General features: G+C 69.9%; 18 protein-coding genes. 10 read left to right on the plus strand and 8 right to left on the minus strand.

Annotated features, from left to right (window positions below; genetic code table 11):
* Positions 1-37: 37 nt before the first annotated feature.
* Positions 38-4,480: a DUF6531 domain-containing protein gene (locus ACZ3HL_RS18760; protein WP_465532492.1), complete on the minus strand. Its 4,443-nt coding sequence runs from the start codon at positions 4,478-4,480 to the stop codon at positions 38-40.
* A gap of 212 nt (positions 4,481-4,692) precedes the next feature.
* On the opposite strand from ACZ3HL_RS18760, the gene ACZ3HL_RS18765 reads away from it, so the two are divergent.
* The 3 genes from ACZ3HL_RS18765 to ACZ3HL_RS18775 all read left to right on the plus strand — a co-directional run bounded on the left by ACZ3HL_RS18765 (position 4,693) and on the right by ACZ3HL_RS18775 (position 7,640).
* The gene (locus ACZ3HL_RS18765; protein ID WP_465532494.1) at positions 4,693-6,216 is read left to right on the plus strand and encodes a nucleobase:cation symporter-2 family protein; all 1,524 of its coding nucleotides are present in this window, start codon (positions 4,693-4,695) and stop codon (positions 6,214-6,216) included.
* Positions 6,217-6,689: 473 nt separating this feature from the next.
* Positions 6,690-6,893 (plus strand): cold-shock protein, encoded by a 204-nt coding sequence (locus ACZ3HL_RS18770; RefSeq protein WP_005149851.1) that lies wholly within the window; start codon positions 6,690-6,692, stop codon positions 6,891-6,893.
* Positions 6,894-6,995: 102 nt separating this feature from the next.
* Positions 6,996-7,640, plus strand: coding sequence for a GNAT family N-acetyltransferase (locus ACZ3HL_RS18775; protein WP_465532496.1), 645 nt, complete (start codon positions 6,996-6,998; stop codon positions 7,638-7,640).
* Here ACZ3HL_RS18775 and ACZ3HL_RS18780 read toward each other — a convergent pair.
* Both ACZ3HL_RS18780 and ACZ3HL_RS18785 read right to left on the minus strand, forming a co-directional pair.
* A complete protein-coding gene (locus tag ACZ3HL_RS18780) occupies positions 7,630-8,277 on the minus strand; it encodes a response regulator (protein ID WP_465532498.1) in 648 nt (215 codons plus the stop codon). The genes ACZ3HL_RS18775 and ACZ3HL_RS18780 overlap by 11 nt on opposite strands.
* Complete coding sequence (locus ACZ3HL_RS18785) at positions 8,274-9,476, minus strand: sensor histidine kinase (protein WP_465532500.1); 1,203 nt, start codon at positions 9,474-9,476, stop codon at positions 8,274-8,276. The genes ACZ3HL_RS18780 and ACZ3HL_RS18785 overlap by 4 nt, the downstream gene beginning before the upstream one ends.
* Positions 9,477-9,615: 139 nt before the next feature.
* Between ACZ3HL_RS18785 and ACZ3HL_RS18790 the strand changes: the two genes are divergently transcribed.
* Complete coding sequence (locus tag ACZ3HL_RS18790; RefSeq protein ID WP_465532502.1) at positions 9,616-10,704, plus strand: alpha/beta hydrolase family protein; 1,089 nt, start codon at positions 9,616-9,618, stop codon at positions 10,702-10,704.
* Here the strand turns inward: ACZ3HL_RS18790 and ACZ3HL_RS18795 are convergent.
* Positions 10,701-11,657, minus strand: a complete 957-nt coding sequence (locus tag ACZ3HL_RS18795; protein ID WP_465532504.1) for an SDR family NAD(P)-dependent oxidoreductase — start codon at positions 11,655-11,657, stop codon at positions 10,701-10,703. The two genes, ACZ3HL_RS18790 and ACZ3HL_RS18795, sit on opposite strands and share 4 nt — an antisense overlap.
* A gap of 57 nt (positions 11,658-11,714) precedes the next feature.
* Here ACZ3HL_RS18795 and ACZ3HL_RS18800 point away from each other — a divergent pair, with 57 nt between their 5' ends.
* A complete protein-coding gene (locus ACZ3HL_RS18800) occupies positions 11,715-12,107 on the plus strand; it encodes a MerR family transcriptional regulator (RefSeq protein ID WP_465532506.1) in 393 nt (130 codons plus the stop codon).
* 222 nt (positions 12,108-12,329) lie between these two features.
* Positions 12,330-13,316, plus strand: a complete 987-nt coding sequence (locus ACZ3HL_RS18805) for an MCE family protein (RefSeq protein WP_465532508.1) — start codon at positions 12,330-12,332, stop codon at positions 13,314-13,316.
* Between the two features lie 250 nt (positions 13,317-13,566).
* Here ACZ3HL_RS18805 and ACZ3HL_RS18810 read toward each other — a convergent pair whose 3' ends face one another.
* Both ACZ3HL_RS18810 and ACZ3HL_RS18815 read right to left on the minus strand, forming a co-directional pair.
* Positions 13,567-13,977, minus strand: a complete 411-nt coding sequence (locus ACZ3HL_RS18810; RefSeq protein ID WP_465532510.1) for a hypothetical protein — start codon at positions 13,975-13,977, stop codon at positions 13,567-13,569.
* Positions 13,970-14,335 (minus strand): hypothetical protein, encoded by a 366-nt coding sequence (locus ACZ3HL_RS18815; protein WP_465532512.1) that lies wholly within the window; start codon positions 14,333-14,335, stop codon positions 13,970-13,972. Before ACZ3HL_RS18815 ends, ACZ3HL_RS18810 begins: the two co-directional genes overlap by 8 nt.
* Positions 14,336-14,761: 426 nt before the next feature.
* Here ACZ3HL_RS18815 and lanKC point away from each other — a divergent pair, with 426 nt between their 5' ends.
* From lanKC to ACZ3HL_RS18835, 4 genes are all read left to right on the plus strand, one after another.
* Complete coding sequence (gene lanKC / locus ACZ3HL_RS18820) at positions 14,762-17,305, plus strand: class III lanthionine synthetase LanKC (RefSeq protein ID WP_465532514.1); 2,544 nt, start codon at positions 14,762-14,764, stop codon at positions 17,303-17,305.
* Between the two features lie 39 nt (positions 17,306-17,344).
* Positions 17,345-17,488, plus strand: a complete 144-nt coding sequence (locus ACZ3HL_RS18825) for a SapB/AmfS family lanthipeptide (protein WP_091598068.1) — start codon at positions 17,345-17,347, stop codon at positions 17,486-17,488.
* 112 nt (positions 17,489-17,600) lie between these two features.
* On the plus strand, positions 17,601-19,268 hold the full coding sequence (locus ACZ3HL_RS18830) for an ABC transporter ATP-binding protein (protein ID WP_465532516.1): 1,668 nt from the start codon (positions 17,601-17,603) through the stop codon (positions 19,266-19,268).
* Positions 19,265-21,001 (plus strand): ATP-binding cassette domain-containing protein, encoded by a 1,737-nt coding sequence (locus ACZ3HL_RS18835; RefSeq protein ID WP_465532518.1) that lies wholly within the window; start codon positions 19,265-19,267, stop codon positions 20,999-21,001. The genes ACZ3HL_RS18830 and ACZ3HL_RS18835 overlap by 4 nt, the downstream gene beginning before the upstream one ends.
* Here ACZ3HL_RS18835 and ACZ3HL_RS18840 read toward each other — a convergent pair.
* Together ACZ3HL_RS18840 and ACZ3HL_RS18845 are read right to left on the minus strand one after the other, a co-directional pair.
* Positions 20,957-21,376 (minus strand): acyl-CoA thioesterase, encoded by a 420-nt coding sequence (locus ACZ3HL_RS18840; RefSeq protein ID WP_465532520.1) that lies wholly within the window; start codon positions 21,374-21,376, stop codon positions 20,957-20,959. The genes ACZ3HL_RS18835 and ACZ3HL_RS18840 overlap by 45 nt on opposite strands.
* Entirely contained in the window at positions 21,370-22,602 is a 1,233-nt protein-coding gene (locus ACZ3HL_RS18845; protein WP_465532522.1) for a hydroxyacid-oxoacid transhydrogenase, read from the minus strand. The genes ACZ3HL_RS18840 and ACZ3HL_RS18845 overlap by 7 nt, the downstream gene beginning before the upstream one ends.
* Positions 22,603-22,727: the final 125 nt, after the last annotated feature.

Raw genomic sequence — 22,727 nt, forward strand, 5'->3', positions numbered from 1 at the left:
CTCTTTGGTATACCAAATCCGGTGAGCGGCGGCAAACTCACTTGGTGTGCCGGTACGGGCGCGTGTGCCCGGTTTCCGCGTTGTGCTTGGTGATGTGGTCGATCCCCATCGATTCGAGCCTCGGGTACTCGGTCACGTCGAACACGTTGTCCTCGCGGCGATGCGGGTAGACGTCGTGCCCCTTGCCCGGCCAGTAGGGGAAGACCACGTGCGTGTCCTTGTTGGAGTTCTTGGCGAAGGTTTCGGAGACGTAGTCCCATTTCTCCTGGACGAGCGGTTTCCTCGGGTCGTTGGGATCGTTGATCCACCCGGGCATCTTGATGTTGTTGTCCTTGAGGGTTCCTTCGAGGGTGTTGCCGCCGTTCTGCTTCGCGATCTTGGTCGCCTTCTCCTCGACCGAGCCGAGATACTCGTCCTCTTCGCCGCGTTTGCGCTTCTTGGTGCCACCGGACCAGAAGAAGTGCTTGTCCGCCTTCAGGATCTGGTCGAGTTTCGGCTTGAACTTCTCGAACTCCTCCTTCGACATCTTGTCGACGTCGATGGGAGGCTTCCGCGGGCTCCTCCGCAATGGCTGGGGTTGCCCGCTGGGCCCGACCGGCTGAGGTCGCTGCTGACTGCCCGGACCGCTTCGCCCGCAGGGCGGGACGAGGCCGAGCGGGTCCCCGATGAGCAGCGGCTGGTCGACGTAACCGACGGGGTTCGGCGCGGCGGCGAGGCCGAGCGGGTCCTGGCTGAGATACCGCGACGTCCTGGGGTCGTAGTACCGGAAGACGTTGTAGTGCAGCCCGGTTTCCTCGTCGCGGTGCTGGCCGGGGAACGCCAGCGGCATCGAGGCGGTGTCGGCGCCGGGAAGCGGCACGCCCCAGAAACTGCTGCGGTCCTGCCAGACCAGCGTGCCGCGTTCGTCGAGCAGCTCGGTCGGCGTTCCCGCGGGCGACGTGATCACCGCGCGGAACACGGCGTCTTCGAGGGCGCCCGTGCGCTCGATCTGCACGACGGGGCGGTCGTCGTCGTAGCGTTCCCAGGTCAGGAGCCGGTACGACTCGTCGGCGGGGTCGTAGTCCATCCGCTCGACCACGCTCATCCCGCTCCACAGGAACCGGACGTCGTGCGTGAGCTCGGCTTCCCCCTCCGGGCCGATGAGCCAGCGGCGTTTGGCGAACCGCCGCCCCAGCGGGTCGTAGTGATAGGTCCAGAGCGCGCCGTCGGGGGTGCGCACGGAGCGCAGCCGGTCGAGGTGATCCCACTCGTAGGCGCAGGACTGGTCCGCGACGACCCGGCCCCGCTCGTCGCCGCGGTAGACGTCCTCGCCGATGGCGATGGTCCCCGCGGCGTCGTGGGTGAACCGTTCGACCCCGGCGGGTCCGCGCGCCTCGCTGACCCGGCCCGCGGTGTCGAAGGTGAGCCGCCAGGGCCGGATCGCGTCTTCGACGGCGGCGAGCCTGCCGTCCGGCCGGTAGCCGTAGACCCGCTGCCCGACGCCCGCGATGTGCTCTTCGGCGAGCCGGTCTTCCGCGTCGAACCGACGCCGGAGCACCACGGTGCCGTCGACGCCGCGCGTGATCTCCCGCCCGGCGTCGTCGTAGCCGAACTCGACTTCGTGGCCCGCGATCCGCAGCGACCGCGGCAGTCCCTCCCCGGTGAACCGCCACTCACTGTCCACACCGGACGATGTCCGCCGGACGAGCACGTCGCCGTCGTGGCGCCAGCACACCCCGAGCCCGTTGATCGTGTCCACGACGACCCGGTCCCCGTCGTCGTGGACGAGTTCGACCCGCGATTCGGTGTTCTCGGCGACGGTCATCCTGCCGAGCTCGTCGTATTCGTAGCGCGTGACGTCGTCCGGGGTACGCCTCGCCACGACGTTGCCCCCGATGTCGTAGTCGTACTCGGTCGCTTCACCCGTACTGCTGGTCATGCGCAGCAGTTGCCCCGCCGCGTCGTAGGCGTAGCCGATCCGGCGGCCCTCGTAGTCGACCTCTTCGACGAGCCTGCCCGCGGCGTCGCGGACGTAGCGCCAGGTGCGGCCGTTCGGGTTGGTCACGGAGGTGAGCCGCAGTTCGCCGTCGTAGGTGAACAGCGTGCGCGCGCCCGCGGCGTCGGTCTCTTCCAGGACGAGGCCGAACGGGCCGTACTTGCGGCGCCGCGCGGCACCCGCCGCGTCGCGGTGCTCGACGACGTGGCCCTCGGCGTCGTGTACCCACGTCTCGCGGCCGCCGTCGGGGCCGAGCCGCCAGGCACGGCGCCCGTCGGCCGTCCAGCCGAGCCTCGCCGCGCCGCCGGAGGCCGTGTACGCGAGGCGGGGGCGGCCGAACAGGTCGCGGTCGCCGGGGCGATCCGTCACGGGGGCGTCGGTCAGCGGGTCGGGCGCGTCCGGGATCTCCACCGGCATTCCGGTGCCGACCAGGGTGGTGGCCGGATCGAACGCGGGGACCGTCCGCCGGACGTCTCCCGCCGACAGCCGGACCTCGCCGTCGGTGTGGGTGAGCACCACCGTCGACCCGCCGGGACGGTGGACGGCCGCCAGCTCGCCGTCTTCGTCGTACTCGTAACGGGTCTCCCGGCCGAGTTCGTCCACTGTGGACAGGAGTTCGTCGCGCCTGTTCCAGGAGTAGCGCTGGGAGTTGCCCAGTGGATCGACGCGTTCGACCAGCTGCCTGGCGTCGTTGAGGCGATACGTCCACGTGTGGCCGAGGGCGTCGGTGTGCCGCGTCGTGCCCGGTTCGTAGGCGAACGTCGCGTTGTAGTAACCGCTCGCCCCGACGGCGCGGACGCAGCGTCCGGCGTCGTCGTAGACGTAGCGGTACCAGGTGCCCGTGCGGTCCTTCCAGCCGACGAGCCGGTGCCCGAAGTCGTAGTCGAGCGTCATGGGGCGGCCGGCGTAGTCCGTGACGGTGCTCAGCTGGCCGAGCCGGTTGTACGAGAAACGCACCAGCGGCGGCTGCCCCGGAGCGCCGAGCGTGACGATCCGCCCCTTCGCGGTGCCGATCGCGAGTTCGACGCCGTCGGCACGGCGGAGCCGCGCGGGCGTGCCGTCGGCCGCGTAGGCGAACTCGGTGCGGACGCCGTTCTGCTCGATGGCCGTGAGCGGAAGGACCCGGCCCGCGCCGGCGAAGAGCAGTTCGCGATCGCCCATCGAGAGCCGGTAGCCGTCCGCCGCGCGGCGCAGCCGGTGCCGCGGTCCCTGCACCGGCAGGACGGGGCCACCCGCCGGGACGGGATAGGTCAGCACCATGCCGTCTTCGGAATGGAACAGGACGCGGTCGCCGTGGAACGTCAATCGCTGGTCCATTGTGGACGTCCAAGATGGACCGAACCAGCGGCCGGCGGTGTAGGACGACAGATGCGTCCTGGAGAGTTCGAGCTCGCCCGCGTCGCCGGGCAACGTCACGTCGACCTGCTTCATGACGACCTCGCCCGTCGCGACGTCGACGGGGTCTCCGCAGTAGTTCTTGGAATCCGACGACGTCGAACGGTCGTCGTTGCCGTCCTTCTTGGTGGTGTCGGTGCTGCCGCCCCGGTCACGGGTGCCGCCACCGCCGCCGGTGCCGCTCGTGTTCGTCTGGTCGTTGTCGCTCCTGGTGTTCGTGCTCCTGTCGTTGGTGGGGCCGTCGTTGCCGCCGCGCGGTCCGCCGTTGCCGTCGGCGCTGGAACTGCTGGTGCCCTCGTCGATCCCGCGGTCGTTGCCGCCCTTGGTCTTGGGCGGCGGCGGGGCGTCCACCTTGCCGCCCTGCAACTTCCGCAGCGCCTTGGCGGCGTCGTCGAAGAGCGTGTCCGCCCGCTTGAGCAGCGGCATCAGGCCCTTGAGCGCCTTGACGAGCTTGGTGGTGAGGTCGGCGATCTTCGAAGCGGTCTTGGCGACCGCGGTCACCACCTGCGGCACCACCCAGGTCAAGCCGATGCCGAGGGTGAACAGCACCTGCAACGCCCAGCTGATCAGGTGGCCGACGAGTTCGGCGATGATGTCGCGGACCAGGGTGCGGACGGCGGCGACGACCTCGCCCGCGGTCTTGACCCCGCTCGACGCGCCCTCGCAACCCTTCTGCGCGGCGGTGAGCACGGTGACCGTGTCCTGTGACCGTTCGCGGTAGCGGTCCGCGGCGTCGCCCGCCCATGTCTGCAGGTCGGCCTTGACCAGGTCGGTCAGGTCCGTGCCGATGGCACCGAGTTCCTTCGCGATGTTGGACCAGGTCTCGGCCTGCGCCTTGATCTGATCGGCGTCGCCGGTCAGGGCGTCGAGCGCGTCGGAGAGCGGGCCGACGTGTTCGAGCAGCCAGCCGACACCCGCGGCGAGGATCGAACCGAACGGGTCCATGGCCATCGACAGCGCGTCGAGAGCCGTCCCGACGGCGCCCATCGCGACCGCGGCCCAGTCGCCCTTCTCGATGCCTTCCTTGAGGTCCATCGCGGATTCCAGCAACGGGACACCGGAGTGGGCCTTGGTGGAGTCCTGACGCTCAGCGACCAGCGGATTCGCCATGTATGCCGTCTTCCTGCCTCGGGATCCTCACCGACTGGGCAGCCGATTTCTACCATCGCCGCATTCCGGTGCCCTCGCGCGGAAAGGATCTTTGCCCACCCGCCGCAAGGACGACCCGTACGGGCAGGGCCTTGCAAGTTCTGCCATGCGGAAGTTAACCTCCGCAGATTGAAATTGTCCGGCATCGCTCGCTTCGATCGAGAGGCGGATCCATGGTGAAGAGGACGCGGGCCGAAGCGGCCGCGAGCGGCAGGCCCGAGGACGAACGGCTCGGGATCGGCAAGAGTTTCACTTACGGCGTCCAGCACGTCCTGACGATGTACGGCGGGATCATCGCGCCGCCCCTGATCATCGGCGGCGCCGCGGGCGTCTCGACCGCCGAGATCGGGCTGCTCGTCGCGTCGTGCCTGTTCATCGGCGGTCTGGCGACGATCCTGCAGTCGTTCGGCGTCCCCTTCTTCGGCTCCCGGCTGCCGCTGGTCCAGGGCACTTCGTTCGCGGGTGTGGCGACGATGACCGCGATCGTGGCCGACGGCGGGCTGCCCGCCGTGTTCGGCTCGGTGATCGCGTCCGCGGTGCTCGGCCTGCTCATCACCCCGGTGTTCTCCCGCCTGGTGAAGTACTTCCCGCCGGTGGTCACCGGGACGGTGATCACCGTGATCGGGCTCAGCCTGATGCCGGTCGCGGCCCAGTGGGCGATGGGCAACAACACCAAGTCGCCGGAATTCGGCTCGGTGTCCAACATCGGCCTGGCCGCGATGACGCTGGCGATCGTGCTGTTGCTCAGCAAGGTCGCCGTCCCGGCCATCTCCCGGCTCTCGATCCTCCTGTCGATCGTGGTCGGCACCGTGCTGGCCGCCGTGCTGGGCAAGGCCGATTTCTCGCAGGTCTGGGACGGCCCGATCTTCGCGGTGCCGACCCCGTTCGGCTTCGGCGCGCCGACCTTCGACGTCGCCGCGATCGTGTCGATGTTCATCGTCGTGCTGGTGACCCTCACCGAGACCACGGCCGACATGCTCGCGGTGGGGGAGATCGTCGGCACGCGGGTCGGCAAACGCCGGATCGGAGACGGGCTGCGCGCCGACATGGCGTCCTCGGCGGTGGCGCCGGTCTTCAACGGGTTCATGCAGAGCGCGTTCGCCCAGAACGTCGGGCTGGTCGCGATCACCGGCGTCCGCAGCCGGTTCGTGGTGACCGCCGGCGGCGTGATCCTGCTGGTACTGGGCATGCTCCCGGTGCTCGGCCGGGTGGTCGCCGCGATTCCGTACCCGGTGCTTGGCGGCGCCGGTCTCGTGCTGTTCGGCACGGTCGCGGCGTCCGGCATCAAGACACTGTCCAAAGTGGACTACAACGGGAACATGAACCTGGTGATCGTCGCGGCGTCGGTCGGGCTGGGCATGGTCCCGATCGCGGCGCCGGAGTTCTACCACCACTTCCCGGCGTGGGTCGGCACGATCTTCCACTCGGGGATCAGCTCCGCCGCGCTCATGGCCGTCGTGCTGAACCTGCTGTTCAACCACCTGAAACCGGCCAAGGCGGGCAGCGACCCGTCGGTGTTCGCGACCGCGACCAGGGTGATCGACTACTCCGACCTCAAGGCCCTCTCCCGGCTCAAGGACGGAGACAGGATCGTCGACGGCAAGATCGTGGACGCCGAGGGCAAGCCGGTCGAGGTGTGCGACGAGGACGGCAGGCCCATGCCCTACCGGATCGGCTCCGAGCCGGAAGGGCACTGACGCAGCCGGGCACGGCACGTCGATCGCCCGATCGGGTGTCCCGAAGGCCGCAAACCCGCTGGTCAGCCGGCCACGGAGAGGTGGCGCATCGACCGCTGGATCGGTGTCCCGAATGTGCCCTTGGAGACGCTCAATGTCCCCAAGGGCACATTGGGGACACCCCCGGCCCGAAGCCTCACGCGGTTCTGGACCACGGCGCCGGGGCGATCGAAGCGGAGCCGGGACACCCCGGCCCGAAGCCTCATCGGGTCCCGGCCGCTCGGCGTCGGCCAGGCTCGCCACGGGGGCTTCCAGGACCCGTCGAAATCGGCGATCCGACCCTCCGGCCGACCCGCCAAGGGTGACCTTGACCTGGCGATCTGTACGAATTTGAGACGGCGACGTGTGTTACGGGGCAAGACCTGCGAGAATGGTCCACGAGATCGGGGCATCGAATGAGCTCAGACTCGCTATGAAGAGCAGGTAGAAAAAGTATGGCTCAGGGCAGCGTTAAGTGGTTCAACGGCGAAAAGGGCTTCGGCTTCATCGCTCAGGACGACGGCGGACCGGACGTGTTCGTGCACTACTCGGAGATCCAGGGCAGCGGTTTCAAGTCCCTGGACGAAGGGCAGCGCGTCGAGTTCGAGATCGGCCAAGGTCAGAAGGGCCCGCAGGCCCAGCGCGTCGTCGCCATCTGACTTTCTTCACGCCGAAGGCCTCCATCCGTACCGGGTGGGGGCCTTCGGGCGTTTCGGGACCCGATATCGTCGAAGCATGCTTGTGATCGTTCGTGAGCACTCGTGCGGCCGGACGCGGTGAGCCGCTCCGCCCTGGAGCCCGGGCAGGTCGGGCGGAAGGTGCGGTTGCGCGAGGTCGGGCTCCGGGATCGCCGGGTCCTGATGGGCTTCGACCGTGACATGGCCCGCGAGGCGACACCGCTGCTCGGCGGCGGGCACCGGCACTGGGCCTCGCACCGCTCGGGATCTTCGGGCGACGACATCCACTTCGGCATCGAGACCGTCCGCGGCCGGATGCTGGTCGGTTCGGTCTGCACCATCGGCGCCGACCCGGCGACCGGCCGGTTCGGCTACGGCATCGGGATCGCCCCGCGCCACCAGCGCTGCGGATACGCCACGGACGCCATCACCGTCCTCCTGGCGCACATGTTCGGGCAACGCGGCTTCCGCAAATGCGAGGTCAGCGTGTACGGCGGCAACCTGGCGTCGCTGTCGCTGCACGCCGGCCTCGGCTTCCGCGAGGAAGGCAGGCTGCGCGACACCGAGGTGGTGCTCGGCGAGATCAAGTACCTCGTGCGGATGGGCATCACCGCCGAAGAGTTCGCCGCGCGCCCCGTGGACAGCCTCGCCGACCTCGGCAGGCGTGGCCAGCACCGGCGGCCCCGGCGCGGCAAGCACTGGCGCGCGCCCGCCGCGATCAGCGGCTGATCATCCCGGATTCGTAGGCGAAGACGACGGCCTGGACGCGGTCGCGGAGGCCGAGCTTCGTGAGGATGCGGCCGACGTGGGTCTTCACCGTCCCCGGCGAGAGATACAGCAGTTCGGCGATCTCGGCGTTGGACAGGCCGCGCGCCAGGTGCCGCAGCACCTCGTTCTCCCGGCCGGTGAGCAGGGCGAGCCGGTCGTCCGGCGGCGGCACGGGCAGGCCGGTGACGACCCGGTCGAGCAGCCGCCGGGTGACGGTTGGCGCGAGGGTGGCCTCGCCGGAGGCGACCACCCGGACACCGGCGAGCAGATCCGGCGCCAGCGCGTCCTTGAGCAGGAAGCCGCTGGCCCCTGCCTGGAGCGCGGCGTAGACGTATTCGTCCAGGTCGAACGTGGTCAGCACCAGGACGCGGGTGCGATGCGCCGCGGCGATCGCGGCGGTGGCCTCGACGCCGTCCATCTCGGGCATCCGGATGTCCATGAGCACGACGTCGGGATCGAGTTCCGCCACCAGCGCGACGGCCTCCGCGCCGTCACCCGCCTCGCCGACGACGTCGATGTCGTCCGCGTTGTCCAGGATCATCCGCAGTCCGGTGCGCACGAGCGCCTGGTCGTCGGCGATGACCACCCGGATCGTCATGACGGCAGGGTCGCGCGGACGGCGAAGCCGCGCTCCGGACGCGGTCCCGCGTCGAAGGTGCCGCCCAGTACGTTCACCCGTTCCCGCATCCCTTCGAGGCCGTGCCCGGGGCCGGCCGGAGCTTCCGCCGCGACGCCGTCGTCGGTGACCTCGATCTCCAGCGTCCCGGGGTCATAGCGCATCACGATAGTCACCGACGCGTCCGGACCGGCGTGTTTCAGCACGTTCGTCAGCGCCTCCTGCACGATCCGGTAGGCCGCCAAGTCCACTGTGGACGGAAGGGGCCGGGGTTCCCCTTCGACGCGGAACTCGACCGGCGTGCCGGCCGACCGGATGTCGGCGGCCAGCCGCGGCAGGCGTTCCGCACCGGGCCGAGGCTCCCAGTCCGGCTCGTCCTGGCCGAGCGCGCCGAGCAGCCGCCGGATCTCGCTCAACGCGGTGCGCCCGGTGTCGACGATGGCGTCCAGCGCCTCCCGTGACCGCTCGGGCCGCCGGTCCAGTTCCGCTTGGGCGCCCTGCGCCTGCAGGACCACCACGGAAAGCGCGTGCGCGACGACGTCGTGCAGTTCGCGGCTGATGCGGCCGCGTTCGGCGGCCACGGCCAGCGCGGCCTGAGTGTCGCGCTCGCGTTCGAGGTCGGCGGCCCGCTGTTCCAGCACCGACAGCCGGATCCGGCGCTGCCGCGTGTTCAGCCCGGCGAGCCACGCCACTCCGAGCGACAGGCCGATGGCCGGAAAGCCACCCCAGTCCTGCACTTGGTGGTCGTCGGCGTCGGTGCCGGCCGGTGCCAGCCGATCGATGATGATCAGTCGCGGTGGCGTCGGGCCCGGTGTCCGAGTGTTCGCTTCGGAGGCATAGAAAGCCCACGCCCCGGCGACGAACAGTCCCGCCGCCAGCAGCCCGAGCGAGCGCCGTCGTGGCCCCCAGGCCGCGACGGAGAAGAGACCGATCAACGCCACGACGTCGACCGGTCTGAGGTCGTTGCCCATGGCCAGATGCAGGAGCGAGACCGTGCCCCCGGCGGCGAAGGTGATCGTGGGATTCCGGTGCCGGACGAGCAGAGAAGCCAAGGCCACCAAGGAGGCCAGCCACCACTCGAAACCCTCGGGATCATCGGCTGAGACCACAGTGGACAGTCCGAGGACCACGGTCAGCCCGACGTCCACGGCCTTCGGGTGACTTCTGAGGAGCGACAGCACCAGCCGAGCGTAATCCCGGGCCGGGCGCCGCGAATCCCTCTCGCGGCAGACCTCGGGATACGACCTGCGGCAGACGCGCGAATACGGCGCCGGGCGCCAGCCTGGACGCAGGAAGATCCTCGACAGAAACGGAAACCTCATGAGAAGGCTTCTCGTCGCGCTGGCCGCCCTCGCCGGCATGGTGTCGTTGGCGAGTCCCGCCGCGGCGGCCCCGCGGTTGACGCTGCCGCCGCCGACCGGCTCGCATCCCGTCGGCTCCACCGACCTCCACCTCGTCGACCGCTCGCGCCAGGACCCCTGGGTGCCGTCCGGGCCGCGCGAGCTGATGGTGACGATGTTCTACCCCGCGCTGGTGCCGATCGGCCCGAAACGGCCCTACCTCACCTTCGCCGAGGCCAAGGCGTTCCTGACCGAATCGGGCCTCCCCGACGTCGACCCCGCACTGGTCGCCGGAACCCGGTCCAGTGCCAGGGTCGACGCCCCGCCTCTGCCGGGGAAGCGCGCGCTCGTCGTCCTGTCGCCGGGATTCGGCAAACCGCGCACGACGCTCACCGGGCTCGCGGAAGAGCTGGCGAGCAAGGGATTCATCGTCGCGCTGATCGGCCACAACCACGAATCCCACGGCACGGCCTTCCCGGACGGCCGCGTCACCGAATGCGCCGCGTGCGGATCGGACTCGACACTGATCCCGCCGATCCGCTCCGCGGACGTCTCGTTCGTCCTCGACACGCTGACCAGGCCCTCGTCACGCTGGTCCCACCTGATCGACCGGACGCGGATCGGGATGGCGGGACATTCCATCGGCGGGTACAGCACGCCGACCGCGATGGTCGACGACCGGCGGATCCGCGCGGGCGCGGACCTGGACGGCAGGCTGTGGTCGCCGATCCCCGCGTCCGGGATCGACCGGCCGTTCCTGCTGCTCGGCCGCGAAAGCGAGTACACCCCGGCGGGCCCGGACACGACGTGGGCGGGCAGCTGGCCGAACCTCACCGGATGGAAGCGCTGGATCAGCGTCGCGGGGGCCGGGCACGCCTCCTTCACCGACGTCGGTGTGCTCGGTGAGCAGCTCGGGCTCGGCAAACCCGGTCTCCTCGGCGGCGACCGCGGAATGGCGCTGACCAGGACATACGTCTCCGCGTTCTTCGACAAGAACCTGCGCGGCGGCCACCAGCCGCTGCTGGACGGGCCGGTGCCGGGCAACCCGGAGATCAAGTTCTGGAACTAGCCGAGGGAGGTCCCGGTGAGGTTCTCGGAGAGCTTCCAGAGCCGCGCGGCCTCGCCGGGATCGACCGCGTACGGGCGCACGCCGACCCACTCGCCCTCTTCGGGGGCGAGCTCGGCGATGTCGCAGTCCTCGCAGTAGAGCCCGCCCATCCCGTCGAGCAGCGGCGACGTCGCCGCCCAGACCTGGGTGGCCGCGCCCTGCCGCGGCGATTTGAAGTCCGGGTCGGCCTGGTCGCCGTGTTCGTCGATCCAGCCGCGCTCGACCATCTCCTCCTGTCGCAGATGCCGTTGCAGGGGAGTGAGGATGGCGCCCGGATGCAGACTGAACGCGCGGATCCCGTGGTCGGCGCCGAGCATGTCCAGCTGTACCGAGAACAGTACGTTCGCCGTCTTGGCCTGGCCGTAGGCGAGCCAGCGGTCGTAGCCGCGCTCGAAGTGGACGTCGTCCCAGCGCATCGGCGAGGAGTGGTGACCAGAGGAGGCCACCGTGACGACGCGGGCGCCGCCGGCCGCCTTCAGCGCGGGCCAGAGCCGGCTCACCAGGGCGTGGTGGCCGAGGTGGCAGATCGCGAAATGCGACTCCCAGCCGGGGCCGACCCGCCGCTCCGGCGCGGCCATGATCCCGGCGTTCGCGATCAGCAGGTCGACCGGACGGCCAGTGCCGAGGAACCGCCTGGCGAAGGCCTCGACGCTCGCCAGGTCGGCGAGATCGAGCTCGTCGACCTCCGCGCCGGTGATCCCGGCGAGCGCGGCCTCGGCGTCGGCCGGGCGGCGCGCGGGGACGACCACGTGCGCGCCCGCGTTCGCCAGCGCGCGCGTGGTTTCCAGGCCCAGCCCCGAATATCCGCCGGTGACGAGGGCGAGCCTGCCGGAGAGGTCGATGCCGTCCAGTACTTCCCCGGCGGTGCTGCGCGCGCCGAAACCGGAGCCGATCTTGTGTTGTGCGTTGGTCATGCGGCGGACGTTAGGAGCTAGAGGGCTCTCTAGGTCAAGGACGCTATCGTCGGCGAGGTGACGGAACTCGCGATCGGCCAGGTCACCGCCCGGACGGGCCTCAGCGTGCACGCGCTTCGCTTCTACGAGAAGGAAGGGCTGCTCGCGGCGCCGGTGAAACGGGACGCGAACGGCCGCCGCGTGTACACCGAACAGGATGTCGATTGGCTGGTGAACTGCACGAAGTTCCGGGCGTCGGGAATGCCGCTGGCCACCATCCGCGAATTCGCCGGACTCGTCCGGCAGGGGCCGGGAAACGAAGAAAAGCGGCTGGAGCTGCTGCGGGAACACCAGAACACCGTCCGGGCCCGGATCGCCGAACTGGCCGACTGCCTAGAGCTGATCAGCCGGAAGGTCGAGGTCTACGAGGAGCATGTGGCGCGGGGGACGGCGGACGGGCTCTGGCGCTAGCCGTCACGTTTCGCGCGACGCAGTCGTCTCAGGGGTATGACAACGCGACTCAGCCGGGGAAAGAAGCACGGCGCGCGGCCGTCCTCCTGACCGGGATCTTCGCCCGGCTCGATCAGAGTCCACAATGGACAGACGCTGCCACCCGATCGGTGCAACGTTTCGCCTGGCGATGGGCGGGAGCGGGCCTTAAGCTTTGCCGCTCGTGACCTGCGAGGTGAGGCGATGAGGTCCTTCGGCGCGGTGGATCCGGTGAAGCTGGCGCTCGCCGGGCTCACCACGATGGCCCTCGGGATGGCGGCGGCGCTCAACGCCGACGCGCTGCCGGTGATCGGCGGCGGCACCACCTACTCCGCCGAATTCTCCGACGCGGGTGGACTGCGCGCGGACAACGACGTCCGGATCGCCGGGGTGAAGGTCGGCAAGGTGTCCGAGATCGACCTCGAAGGCGATCGCGTGCTGGTGTCCTTCCGGGTGAAGGACGCGTGGGTGGGCGACGCCACGAGCGCGTCCATTCGGATCAAGAACGTCCTGGGGCAGAAGTACTTGGCGCTCGACCCGCGGGGCGGAGCGGTCCTCGATCCCGGCGACCCCATTCCGCTGCGGCGGACCACCGCGCCGTATGACGTTCTCGAAGCGTTTCGGGATTTGTCGAAAGCCGTCGACGCCATCGATGTCGGTCAGCTCGCGAAAAGCTTCGACACGATTTCGGCGACGTTCGCCGATACGCCCGCCGACGTCCGCTCGGCGCTGGACGGGATTTCGAGGCTCTCCGGCACCATCGCCTCCCGCGACCGGCAGCTCCGGACGCTGCTCGCGAACACCCGGCAGGTGTCGCAGACCCTCGTCGACCGCGACACCGAGGTCCAGCGCCTTGTCCAGGACGGAAACGCGCTGCTGCGCGCGATTTCGACCCGGCAGCAGGCGATCAAGGACCTGCTGGACGGGTCGAAACGGCTCGCGACCGCCCTCGACGGCATCATCGCCGACAACGACGGGCAGCTCGGGCCGGTGCTCGAACAACTCGACCGGCTGACGTCGATGCTCCAGCGCAACCAGGATTCGCTGGCCAAGGGGATCGCCGCGTTCGCGCCGGCGATCCGGGTGCTCACCAACGTCGCGGGCAACGGGCGCTGGATCGACGGCTACCTGTGCGGGCTGGTCCTGCCCACGTTCGGGCCGCTCAACGAAAAAGGCTGCTTCGACTCGTGAGTGGTAAGGACGGTTCTCGCCGAGGGCGGCTACTGGCTTCCGGCCGTCGTTGATCCCGGGGGGTCTGGAGCCGGCGTTGCGAAAGCCACTTTCGCAACCTTCAACGTTGCGAAAGCCACTTTCGCAACCCGTCGGCCAAGCCAAGCCCGGCAGGCACCCAGCAGAACCCTGGTACCGGGTGGGTCTGGTCTCGTGAGTGGTAAGGACGGTTCTAACCGTCCTTACCACTCACGAGACCCAACGCGCTCCGCTACCCCTTCGTCCGCCGCAACCAGTACAGCCCGATCACCGGCAGCACCAGCGGGATGAAGAGGTACCCCTGGCCGTAGACCGACCACACGGTGGCGTGCGGGAAGGCCTCGCGGTCGAAGAGGCTGAACGTGCCGATGGTCAGCACGCCGAGCAGTTCGACGGCGCAGGCGGCCAGCGCGACCCGCCACCAGCCCGCGCCACGGCGGGCCAGCGCGACGGTGGCCAGAAGGTAGACGACGGCCGCGAACGCGGAGAGGGCGTAGGCCAGCGGGGCCTCGTGGAACTTGGTACTGATCTGCACGGCGGCGCGTGAGGTCGCGGCCAGCGCGAAGATCGCGTACACGGCGACCAGGATCCGTCCCGGGCCGGAAGCCTTGTCCACCGTCTTCTCCTCGGTTTCTTCACGCACTGGCGCCCGCCCACACCTCGTGCAACCGCAGCACCATCACCGGGATCGCGAGACAGGCGATGCCGAGGATCACGGTGCTCGACCGGGTGCGCTCGGCCAGCGCCCAGAAGGTCCCGATCGGGAGCACGACCAGGCAGCCGATCAGGTAGGCGAGATAGGTGGCCATGCTGCCGGGGTTGCCGCCGCCGATCAGCAGTACGACGCCGATCACGAGCTGGGCCACCAGCAGGAGCTCGACCACGGCGAGGCCGGTGAGCAGTGCGTTGTCGGGCAGTTTCCCCCGAGCGGCCTGGACGAAACTCCACGCCGCGACCAGCGTCGCGCAGATCGCGACGGTCACCGCGAAGCCTGTGATCACGTCGGCCTCCTTACCTGCTCCACCGGCGACAACGTACCTCCGGCCGGATCACCGCCGACGGGCGACCGGTGGGGTGCGTGGCGGGCGCCACGGTGGGGTGCAGTGGTCCAGACCTCAGGTGAATAGATCACGAAGCGCGTTCGGTTGGCGCCCTGTCAATTCGGTGGCGCGTTATTGTGATCGCCGCCTGGACCAGGGAATACGCCGCCGGTTCGCTCCTGTTACACACCGACCGGGTGGTTGAAATAAGAGTTGATCTCACGCTGGGTACCCCTACCATTCGGTAGATTTCGAATTCACGTCCCTGAACAGCCGATCCGAACCCCCGATATGGCGGATTGGCCGTTCGGTGTCCGGCGGGTGGAATATTCTCCATCGCGATGGTGCACATGGCCCATCCGATTGGTGCCAAGGAGGGGGCGCTCGATGGACGTCCGGTACGAAGCGTATTGCTTCGCCGATCCACTGTTCTTCGATGAACAGCGGGAAACGGGGGACGCCGCCGACGATTTCGCCGCCCTGCTGCCCGCTCCCGAGTCGGGCTGGCGCACCGGAGTGCGCGGAGTGTGGCGGTTGTTGCACCCTATTGCTCGAAACCTTCCCTTGCAGGGCTGGAAAATCCACGTTTCGGCAGGTCTGGGCAACGCCGAGCGGGTGCTCGTGAAGGTGCACGAGCACTGTGTCGAGCACGCCGTGTCCTACAAGCATCTGCGCTCGCGGAGCACCCTCCTCGCAAGGAATTCGAAATACGCTCCGCGTGACGGGAGCGGTAAGTTATTGACTCTTTATCCGGCTGACAACAACGAGCTCGAGCGCGTTCTCGCCGAGTTGTCGGCGAAGCTCGACGGCGAAGCCGGGGCGTACATTCTCAGTGATCTCCGGTATGGTGCCGGGCCGCTCTACGTCCGCTACGGCGGATTCGCCGAGCAATGGGTCGAACTCGACGGCAAGCGGGTCCTCGCGGTGCGTAAACCGGACGGGACGCTGGTCCCGGACAAACGCGAGCCGACCTTCTCCGTACCCGACTGGGTGACGATTCCGGAGTTCCTCGCGCCTCATCTCGCAGCTCGCAAGAGCGGTGGCGCGGATCAGTTCCCCTATCAGGTGAAAAGCTCGCTGCACTTCTCGAACGGCGGCGGCGTGTATCTCGCCGACCGGAAGACCGACGGGGAGCGGGTGGTCCTCAAGGAGGCCAGGCCGTTCGCCGGCCTGGACCGTGACGAGGTCGACGCCGTCGAACGCCTCCGCCGCGAGCACGAGGTGCTGGAGCGGTTGAAGGGTATCGACGGCATCCCCGCCACCTACGACCGCTTCACCGTCTGGGAGCACCACTTCCTGGCGATGGAGTACATGCCCGGTGTCTCGCTGGGCAACTGGCTCGCCCGCAACTACCCGCTCACCCGGCGCGACACCACCGAGGCCGACATCGCCGCGTACACCGAACGCGCGCTGGCGCTGGTCCGGCGGGTGGAGGCGATGGTCGGCGAGGTGCACGGCCGCGGGATCGTCTTCGGCGACCTGCACTCGCTGAACATCCTGGTCGACGAGGACGAAGAGACGGTCTCGCTGATCGACTTCGAGATGGCGTCCGACATCGAAAGCGGCAAACGGCCCGCCCTGGGCGCGCCCGGTTTCCGCGCCCCGCGGGACCGGAACGGCTTCGAGGTCGACGAGTACGCGCTCGCCGTCCTGAAGCTGTGGATCTTCCTGCCGCTCACCACGCTGCTGGAGCTCGCCCCGGCGAAGCTGCGCGGGCTCGCGGACTTCGTCCAGCGGCGCTTCGACGTCCCGGAGGGCTACGCCGACTCGATCGTCGCCGAGCTCGCGCCCCGGAACACCCCGCCGCCGCCGAGCGCGACCGAGCTGGATCAGGCCAAGCCGGACTGGGCGCTGGTGCGCAAGCAGATCACCGAAGCGATCCTCGCCAGCGCGACCCCCGAGCGCACGGACCGGCTCTTCCCCGGCGACATCGAACAGTTCCGCGTCGGCGGAGCCTGCTTCGGCTACGGCGCGGCCGGCGTCCTCCACGCGCTGAAAACGGTCAGCGGCGAGCGCCACCGGGAACACGAGCGCTGGCTGCTGGACTCGATCCGCCGCGAACCGCCGGGACGGCCGGGGTTCTACGACGGCTCGTACGGGATCGCGTACGTCCTCGAAGAGCTCGGATACCGGGACGAGGCCACCAAGCTGCTGACGGCGTCGGCGACGCTGGTCGAGCAGACCACCGACCACGGTCTGGAAGGCGGCCTGTCCGGGATCGGGCTCACGCAGCTGCACTTCGCGGTGTCCCGTAAGGACAACGAGTTCGGCAGGCAGGCGCTGGCCACCGCGGTCCGGCTCGCCGAAGCGCTCGAAACCGCCGCCCCGCCCGGCGACTTCGGCAGGGCCGGGTTGCTCAACGGCTGGTCCGGTCCGGCGCTGCTGTTCGTGCGGCTGTTCGAGCGCACCCGCGAAGAGGGCTGGCTGTCCTTCGCCGACCAGGCGCTGGAGCGGGACATCGAGGAGTGCGGCGAGTCGGACGACGGCTCACTGCAGGTCCGAGACGGCGAGACCAGGACGCTGCCGTACGCGGGTGTCGGCAGCGCCGGGATCCTCATGGTCGCCGAGGAACTGGCGAAGCACCGTCCCGACGCGAAGGCGTTGAAGAGCCTTCCCGGCCTGCGTGAAGCATGCCGCGGCGAGTTCGTCATCCATCCCGGTCTGCTGTTCGGCCGAGGCGGGCTGATGACCGCGCTGGCCATGGGCGCCGAACCGGATCAGCGGGTCCGCGACGCCATCGACCTGCATCTTTCCCGGCTGGCCTGGTACGCGGTGCCGTACAAGGGCGGCCTGGCGTTCCCCGGCAACCAGCTGCTGCGGCTGTCGATGGACGTCGTCACCGGCGGCGCGGGCGTCCTGCTCGCACTGGCCGCCACCTTGGACGGGAAGGCCGCGCTGCCCTTCCTGTCCTCCCGAACTGCTGTCCAGTGAGGACGGCGGACCAAGAGATAACTAGTGAAAGGGAACACCATGGAACTGGTTCTCGACCTGCAGGCCCTGGAAACCCCCGAGGTCCTCGAGGGCGGCGGCGGTGGCAGCCACGGCGGCGCGAGCAACCTCAGCCTGCTGGCCTCCTGCGCCAACAGCACCGTCAGCCTGCTGACCTGCCACTGAGTGACGGCTGATCACTGACGGGCGCGGGAGCGGCACAGGCCAAGTGCGCCGCTCCCGCGCCTTCATTTTGCCGTCTGGTTCATCTCGTTGGGATCACGTTGTAAGGAGTGGGATGGCGGGTTCGGCCGATCGCCTGCTGGTCACCGTGACCCTGCTCGATCGCCCCCGCCTGATCGCGCTGATCCTCAGCGCGCTCGCCGGGACGGCGGCGGGACTGCTGCTGCCCGGCGCGCTCGCCGCCGCGGTGGACGCCGTGGTGGCCGGGCGGCACAGCCTTCCCGAGGTCTCCTGGCTGATCGTCCTCGGGGTCACCGAAATCGCCGTCGGCCTGATCGGCGGCATCCTCACCGCACGGATGACCGCGTCCGCGACCGCCTGGCTGCGCCGGAAACTCGCCGACCGCTACCTCGCGCTCGGCACCCGATCGACCTTCGCCGACGGCGACGCGATCAGCAGGCTCACCGGTGACTGCACCGGCGCGGGACTGGTCGCCTCGGTCGTCGTCCAGCTCGGGTCGACCACCCTGATCTCCGGCGGGGCTGTCGTCCTGCTCGCGCTGATGGACTGGCGGCTCGCGCTCGTCTTCCTCGGCAGCATCCCGTTCGGCCTGATGCTCGCGCGCACCCATCTGAGGAACACCGCGGACGACGTCCTGACCTATCAGGAGGTGTCCGGCGAACTCGCGGCGAGGATGGTCGACGCCGTCGCCGGCCTCCGCACGATCGCCGCGTCGGGCACCGCCGACCGCGAGGCCGAGCGGGTCTTGCGGCCGCTGCCGAAACTGAGCCTCGCCGGCCGCGGGATGTGGCGGACGCAGGCCAGGATGGTGTGGCGTTCCGGGCTGCTGCTGCCCGCGGCGGAAATCGCGGTGCTCGCCGCCGCCGGTTTCGGTGTGCTGGAAGGCAGGCTGACCGTCGGCCAGGTCCTCGCGGCGCTCGGCTACGTCGCGCTCGGCATGGGCCTGATCACCCAGATCCCCTTGCTCACCACACTTTCCCGCGCGCGGTCGTGCGCGCGGCGGATCAACGAGGTGCTGGACTCGCCGGTCCCCGAACCTGGCGAACTCGGTGTCGTCCCCGGCCGGGGCACGCTCGAACTGCGCGGCGTCACCGTCGACGGCGCCTTGCGTGACGTCGACCTGCTCGTGCCGGGCGGCCGGTTCACCGCGGTCGTCGGGCGCTCCGGGGCGGGGAAGTCCGCGCTGGTCAACGTCCTCGGCGGACTGCTCACCCCGGACGAAGGAGCGGCGCTGCTCGACGGCCGCCCGCTGGAGCGGCTGCGGCCGAACGAACTCCGCGCGGTCGTGGGATTCGCCTTCGAGCGGCCCGCGCTGCTCGGGGCGACCATCGGTGACGCCGTCGGCTACGGCTCGTGGGCCGGTGAGGCCGCCGTGCGCGCCGCCTGCCGGTCCGCCCAGGTCGACGACCTGATCGTCCGGCTGCCGGACGGGTACCGGACGCCGCTTTCGGAGACCCCGCTGTCCGGCGGGGAGGCGCAGCGGATCGGGCTGGCGCGCGCGATCGCGCACGCGCCCCGGGTGCTCATCCTCGACGATGCCACCGCCAGCCTCGACACGGTCACCGAAGCCGCGGTCGAGGAGGCGATCGAACGCACGCTCCCCGGCCGGACCCGGGTGGTGGTGACCCATCGCGCGGCCACCGCGTCGCGGGCGGACACGGTGGTGTGGCTGGAGGACGGCCGCGTCCGCGCGGTCGGCGCGCATGACGAGCTGTGGCGGAATCCGGCTTATCAAGCCGTCTTCACCGAGGGTGCGCAATGAGCGTCTGGGGGCTCTACCGCTCGGCACTGGCCGGGCAGTGGCGCGGCGGGCTGGTCCTGCTGGCCTGCTCCGTACTGGAAAGCGCGCCCGCGTTCTTGTCCGGTCGCCTGGTCGAACTCGCGGTCGACGAGGGGTTTGCCGCGGGTCGGCCAGGCACCGGACTGCGTTGGCTCGCGATCTTCGGGCTGGTCGCCGTGATCGGCGCGTTCGGTTCACGGCTGGTGTGGCATCAGCTCGGCAAGGTCGTCGAGCCGCTGCGCGACGCGCTGGTGACGGCCGTCGTGCGCGGGGTCCTGCACGATCCGGCGCCGCCGCGCAATCAGCCGGACGCCAGCGGCGTCGCCCGCATCACCCAGCACGTCGAAGTCGTCCGCGACGCCACGGCCGGCCTGCTGGTGCAGGCGCGCGGGATGATCGTGACGACGGTGGCGGCGCTGGCCGGGCTGTTCACCGTCGCCGGTTCGCTCGCGCTGATCGTCGCGATCCCGGTGGTGGTCGCGGTCGGCGTGTTCGCCTGCCTGCTCCCGTCGCTCGCCCGCCGTCAGCGCGCGCTGGCGCTGGCCGACGAGCGGACCGCCGAGGTCGCGGGCGCGTCGTTGTCCGGGATGCGCGACGTCGTAGCCTGCGGCGCGGAACCACTGGCCGCACTGGAGCTCTACGACGCCATCGACACGCAGGCCGCGGCGGCCGTGCGGGTGGCGCGGTCCGGGGCGGCCAGGACCGTGGTGATCGCGACCGGCGGGTTCGTGCCGCTGCTCCTGGCGTTGCTGGTGGCGCCGGGCATGGTCAGGGACGGGGTGCTCACGGCCGGCGCCGCGCTCGGCGCGCTCGTCTACCTCGCGACGACGATGCAGCCGGCGTTGCGCGGGCTGGCCGCGACCGCGAGCACCGTGGTGCTGCGGCTGATCGTCGCGCTGCGGCGGCTCGCGGAGACCGCCGAGGCCGAACCCGAGCCCGACGGCACGGCCGAACCCGACGGGACCGCGATCTACGTGCGCGACCTGACCTTCAGCTGGGGCGCGGCGGCGCAGCCGGTGGTGCGTGGGCTCGACCTGCACCTGCGGCCCGGCGAGCGGCTCGCGGTCGTGGGGCCGAGCGGTATCGGCAAGTCGACCTTGGCCGGGCTCCTGACCGGAATGCTCGAACCGCAGGGTGGCCGGGTGCTGCTCGGCGGGGTGCCGGTCCGGGAGGTCCCGGCGGCGCTGAGGCACCGGATGGTCGCGCTGATCCCGCAGGAGGCCTACGTCTTCGCGGGGTCGGTGCGGGACAACGTCGGCCTGTTCGCGCAGACCGCGATGGACCGCGAACTCCTGGCGGCGGTGGCGGCCGTCGGCGCGGAACCGCTGGTCACGCGACTGGGCGGGCTCGACGGCGAGATCGGGCACGGCACGCTGTCCGCCGGAGAGGCACAGTTGATCGCGCTCGCCCGCGTCTACGCGAGCGAAGCGGGCGTCGTCATCCTCGACGAGGCGACGTCGCACCTCGACCCGCCCGCCGAAGCCCGCGCGGAACGGGCGTTCGCCGAGCGGGGCGGGGTGCTGGTGGTGATCGCGCACCGGCTGTCGTCGGCGTTGCGCGCGGACCGGGTCCTGGTGATGGACGGCAAGGAGACCGCGCTGGGCACCCATCTCGAACTCATGGACCGGTCCACGCGCTACGCCCAGCTCATGCACGCGTGGTCGCCGCGGCTACCCCAGCCCAGTGCGCAGTTCTTCCAGCGCGCTCCGGAGTAGACCTTCGACGGGGACCGGCCGCCTGGACTCGCGATCGACGAAGACGTGCACGAAGTGGCCCTCCGCGATCATCGTCTCCTTCGAGTACATCCCGACCTCGTAGCGCACGCTGGACCGGCCGAGGTGTCCCACCCGCAAGCCGACTTCGAGTTCTCCCGGGAACGACACCGAAGCGTGGTACTTGCACTGCGATTCCACGCACAGCCCGATGACCGCACCGGTCTCGATGTCCAGGCCGCCTCGTTCGATCAGCCACGTGTTGATCACGGTGTCCATCACCGAGTAGTGGACGACGTTGTTGACGTGCCCGTAGACGTCGTTGTCCTTCCACCGCAACGGAACCGTCTGCCAGTGCGGGTACTCGGCGTTCACCACAGCGTCACCGACTCCCGCAGGATGACGGCGAGGTCCGCTTCGGAAGCCTCGCGCGGCGCCGTCGCCAGCAGCCGTTGTTGTTTCACCGTGCCGGAAACCAGCGAGTCCACATCGGACTCGGTGTAGCCGACGGCACCGATCCCGTTGGGGATCCCGATCTCCCGCATGATCTGCCCCAGCGCCGCGGGCAGGTGGTCACGCAGATCACCCGGCCATTCGTAGTCCGGCGCGAGCAACCGGGCCACCCGGATGTGCCGGTCCGGCGCGGCGTCGAAGGTGAACCGGAACGCCGCGGGCGCGGTCAGCGAGACCGCCATCCCGTGCGGCACCATGGCTTCGTCGCCCGGATACCCGGGCGGGTGGAAGTCACGGACCTGTCCGGCGATCGGATACGCGTTGGCGTGCGGGATGTGCACACCGGCGTTGCCGAACCCGAGCCCGGCGAACGTCGCCGCGAGCGCCATCGCCTCGCGCGCCTTCATGTCGGAGCCGTCCCGCACGGCCGCGGGCAGCGCCCACGACAGCAGCCGCAGCGACTGCTCGGCGAACATGTCGGCCAGCGGATTCGAGCCACAGTAAGGGACCCGGTCCTCCGGGCGCTTCCGGTCGAACTCGGTGTACGGCTTGGCCGTGTAGCTCTCCGCGGCGTGGCAAAGGATGTCCATCCCGCTCGCGGCGGTCACCTCCGGCGGCTGCGAGACCGTCAGCCGCGGGTCGACCACGGCGAGACTCGGCCGCATCCGGAGATGGCTGATGCCGCTCTTCACCCGCAGTGACAACACGTCCAGCACGCAGACCGTGGTGCTCTCCGAACCCGTCCCGGTGGTGGTCGGCACCGCGACCAGCGGTTTCAGCGGCGAGCTCGGCGCGCGGCCGCCGCCGACCGGCGCGTTGACGTAGTCCATCAGGTCGCCGTCGTTGCTGGTCAACAGATTCACCGCCTTGGCGGTGTCGATGGCGGACCCGCCACCCACGGCGACGAAGGCGTCCCACTCGCCCTGCCCGCGGGCGAAGTCGACGGCCTTCCGCATGCTGACGTCGGTCGGCTCGACGTGCACGCCGTCGAAGACGACGGCTTCGATGCCATAGGTCTCGATACCTTCGGCGATCCGTTGTGGCCAGCCCGTCGCGGCGACGCCCGCGTCGGTCAGGACGAGCACCCGGCGCGCGCCGTACTGGGTGAGGTCGTAGCCGATCTCGTCGCTCGACCCGGTGCCGTATTTCAAGGCCGGCGCCCCGTAAGTGAAAACTGTTTCACGTCCGGCGGTGGCTGAGGTCACGTTTTCGTGCTCCCTTGCTCGAACACGTTCCGAATTTCGGACATTCCGCCGTTCCGGGGTTGCCGGAATCG

It is taken from the genome of Amycolatopsis sp. NPDC000009, assembly GCF_055563465.1.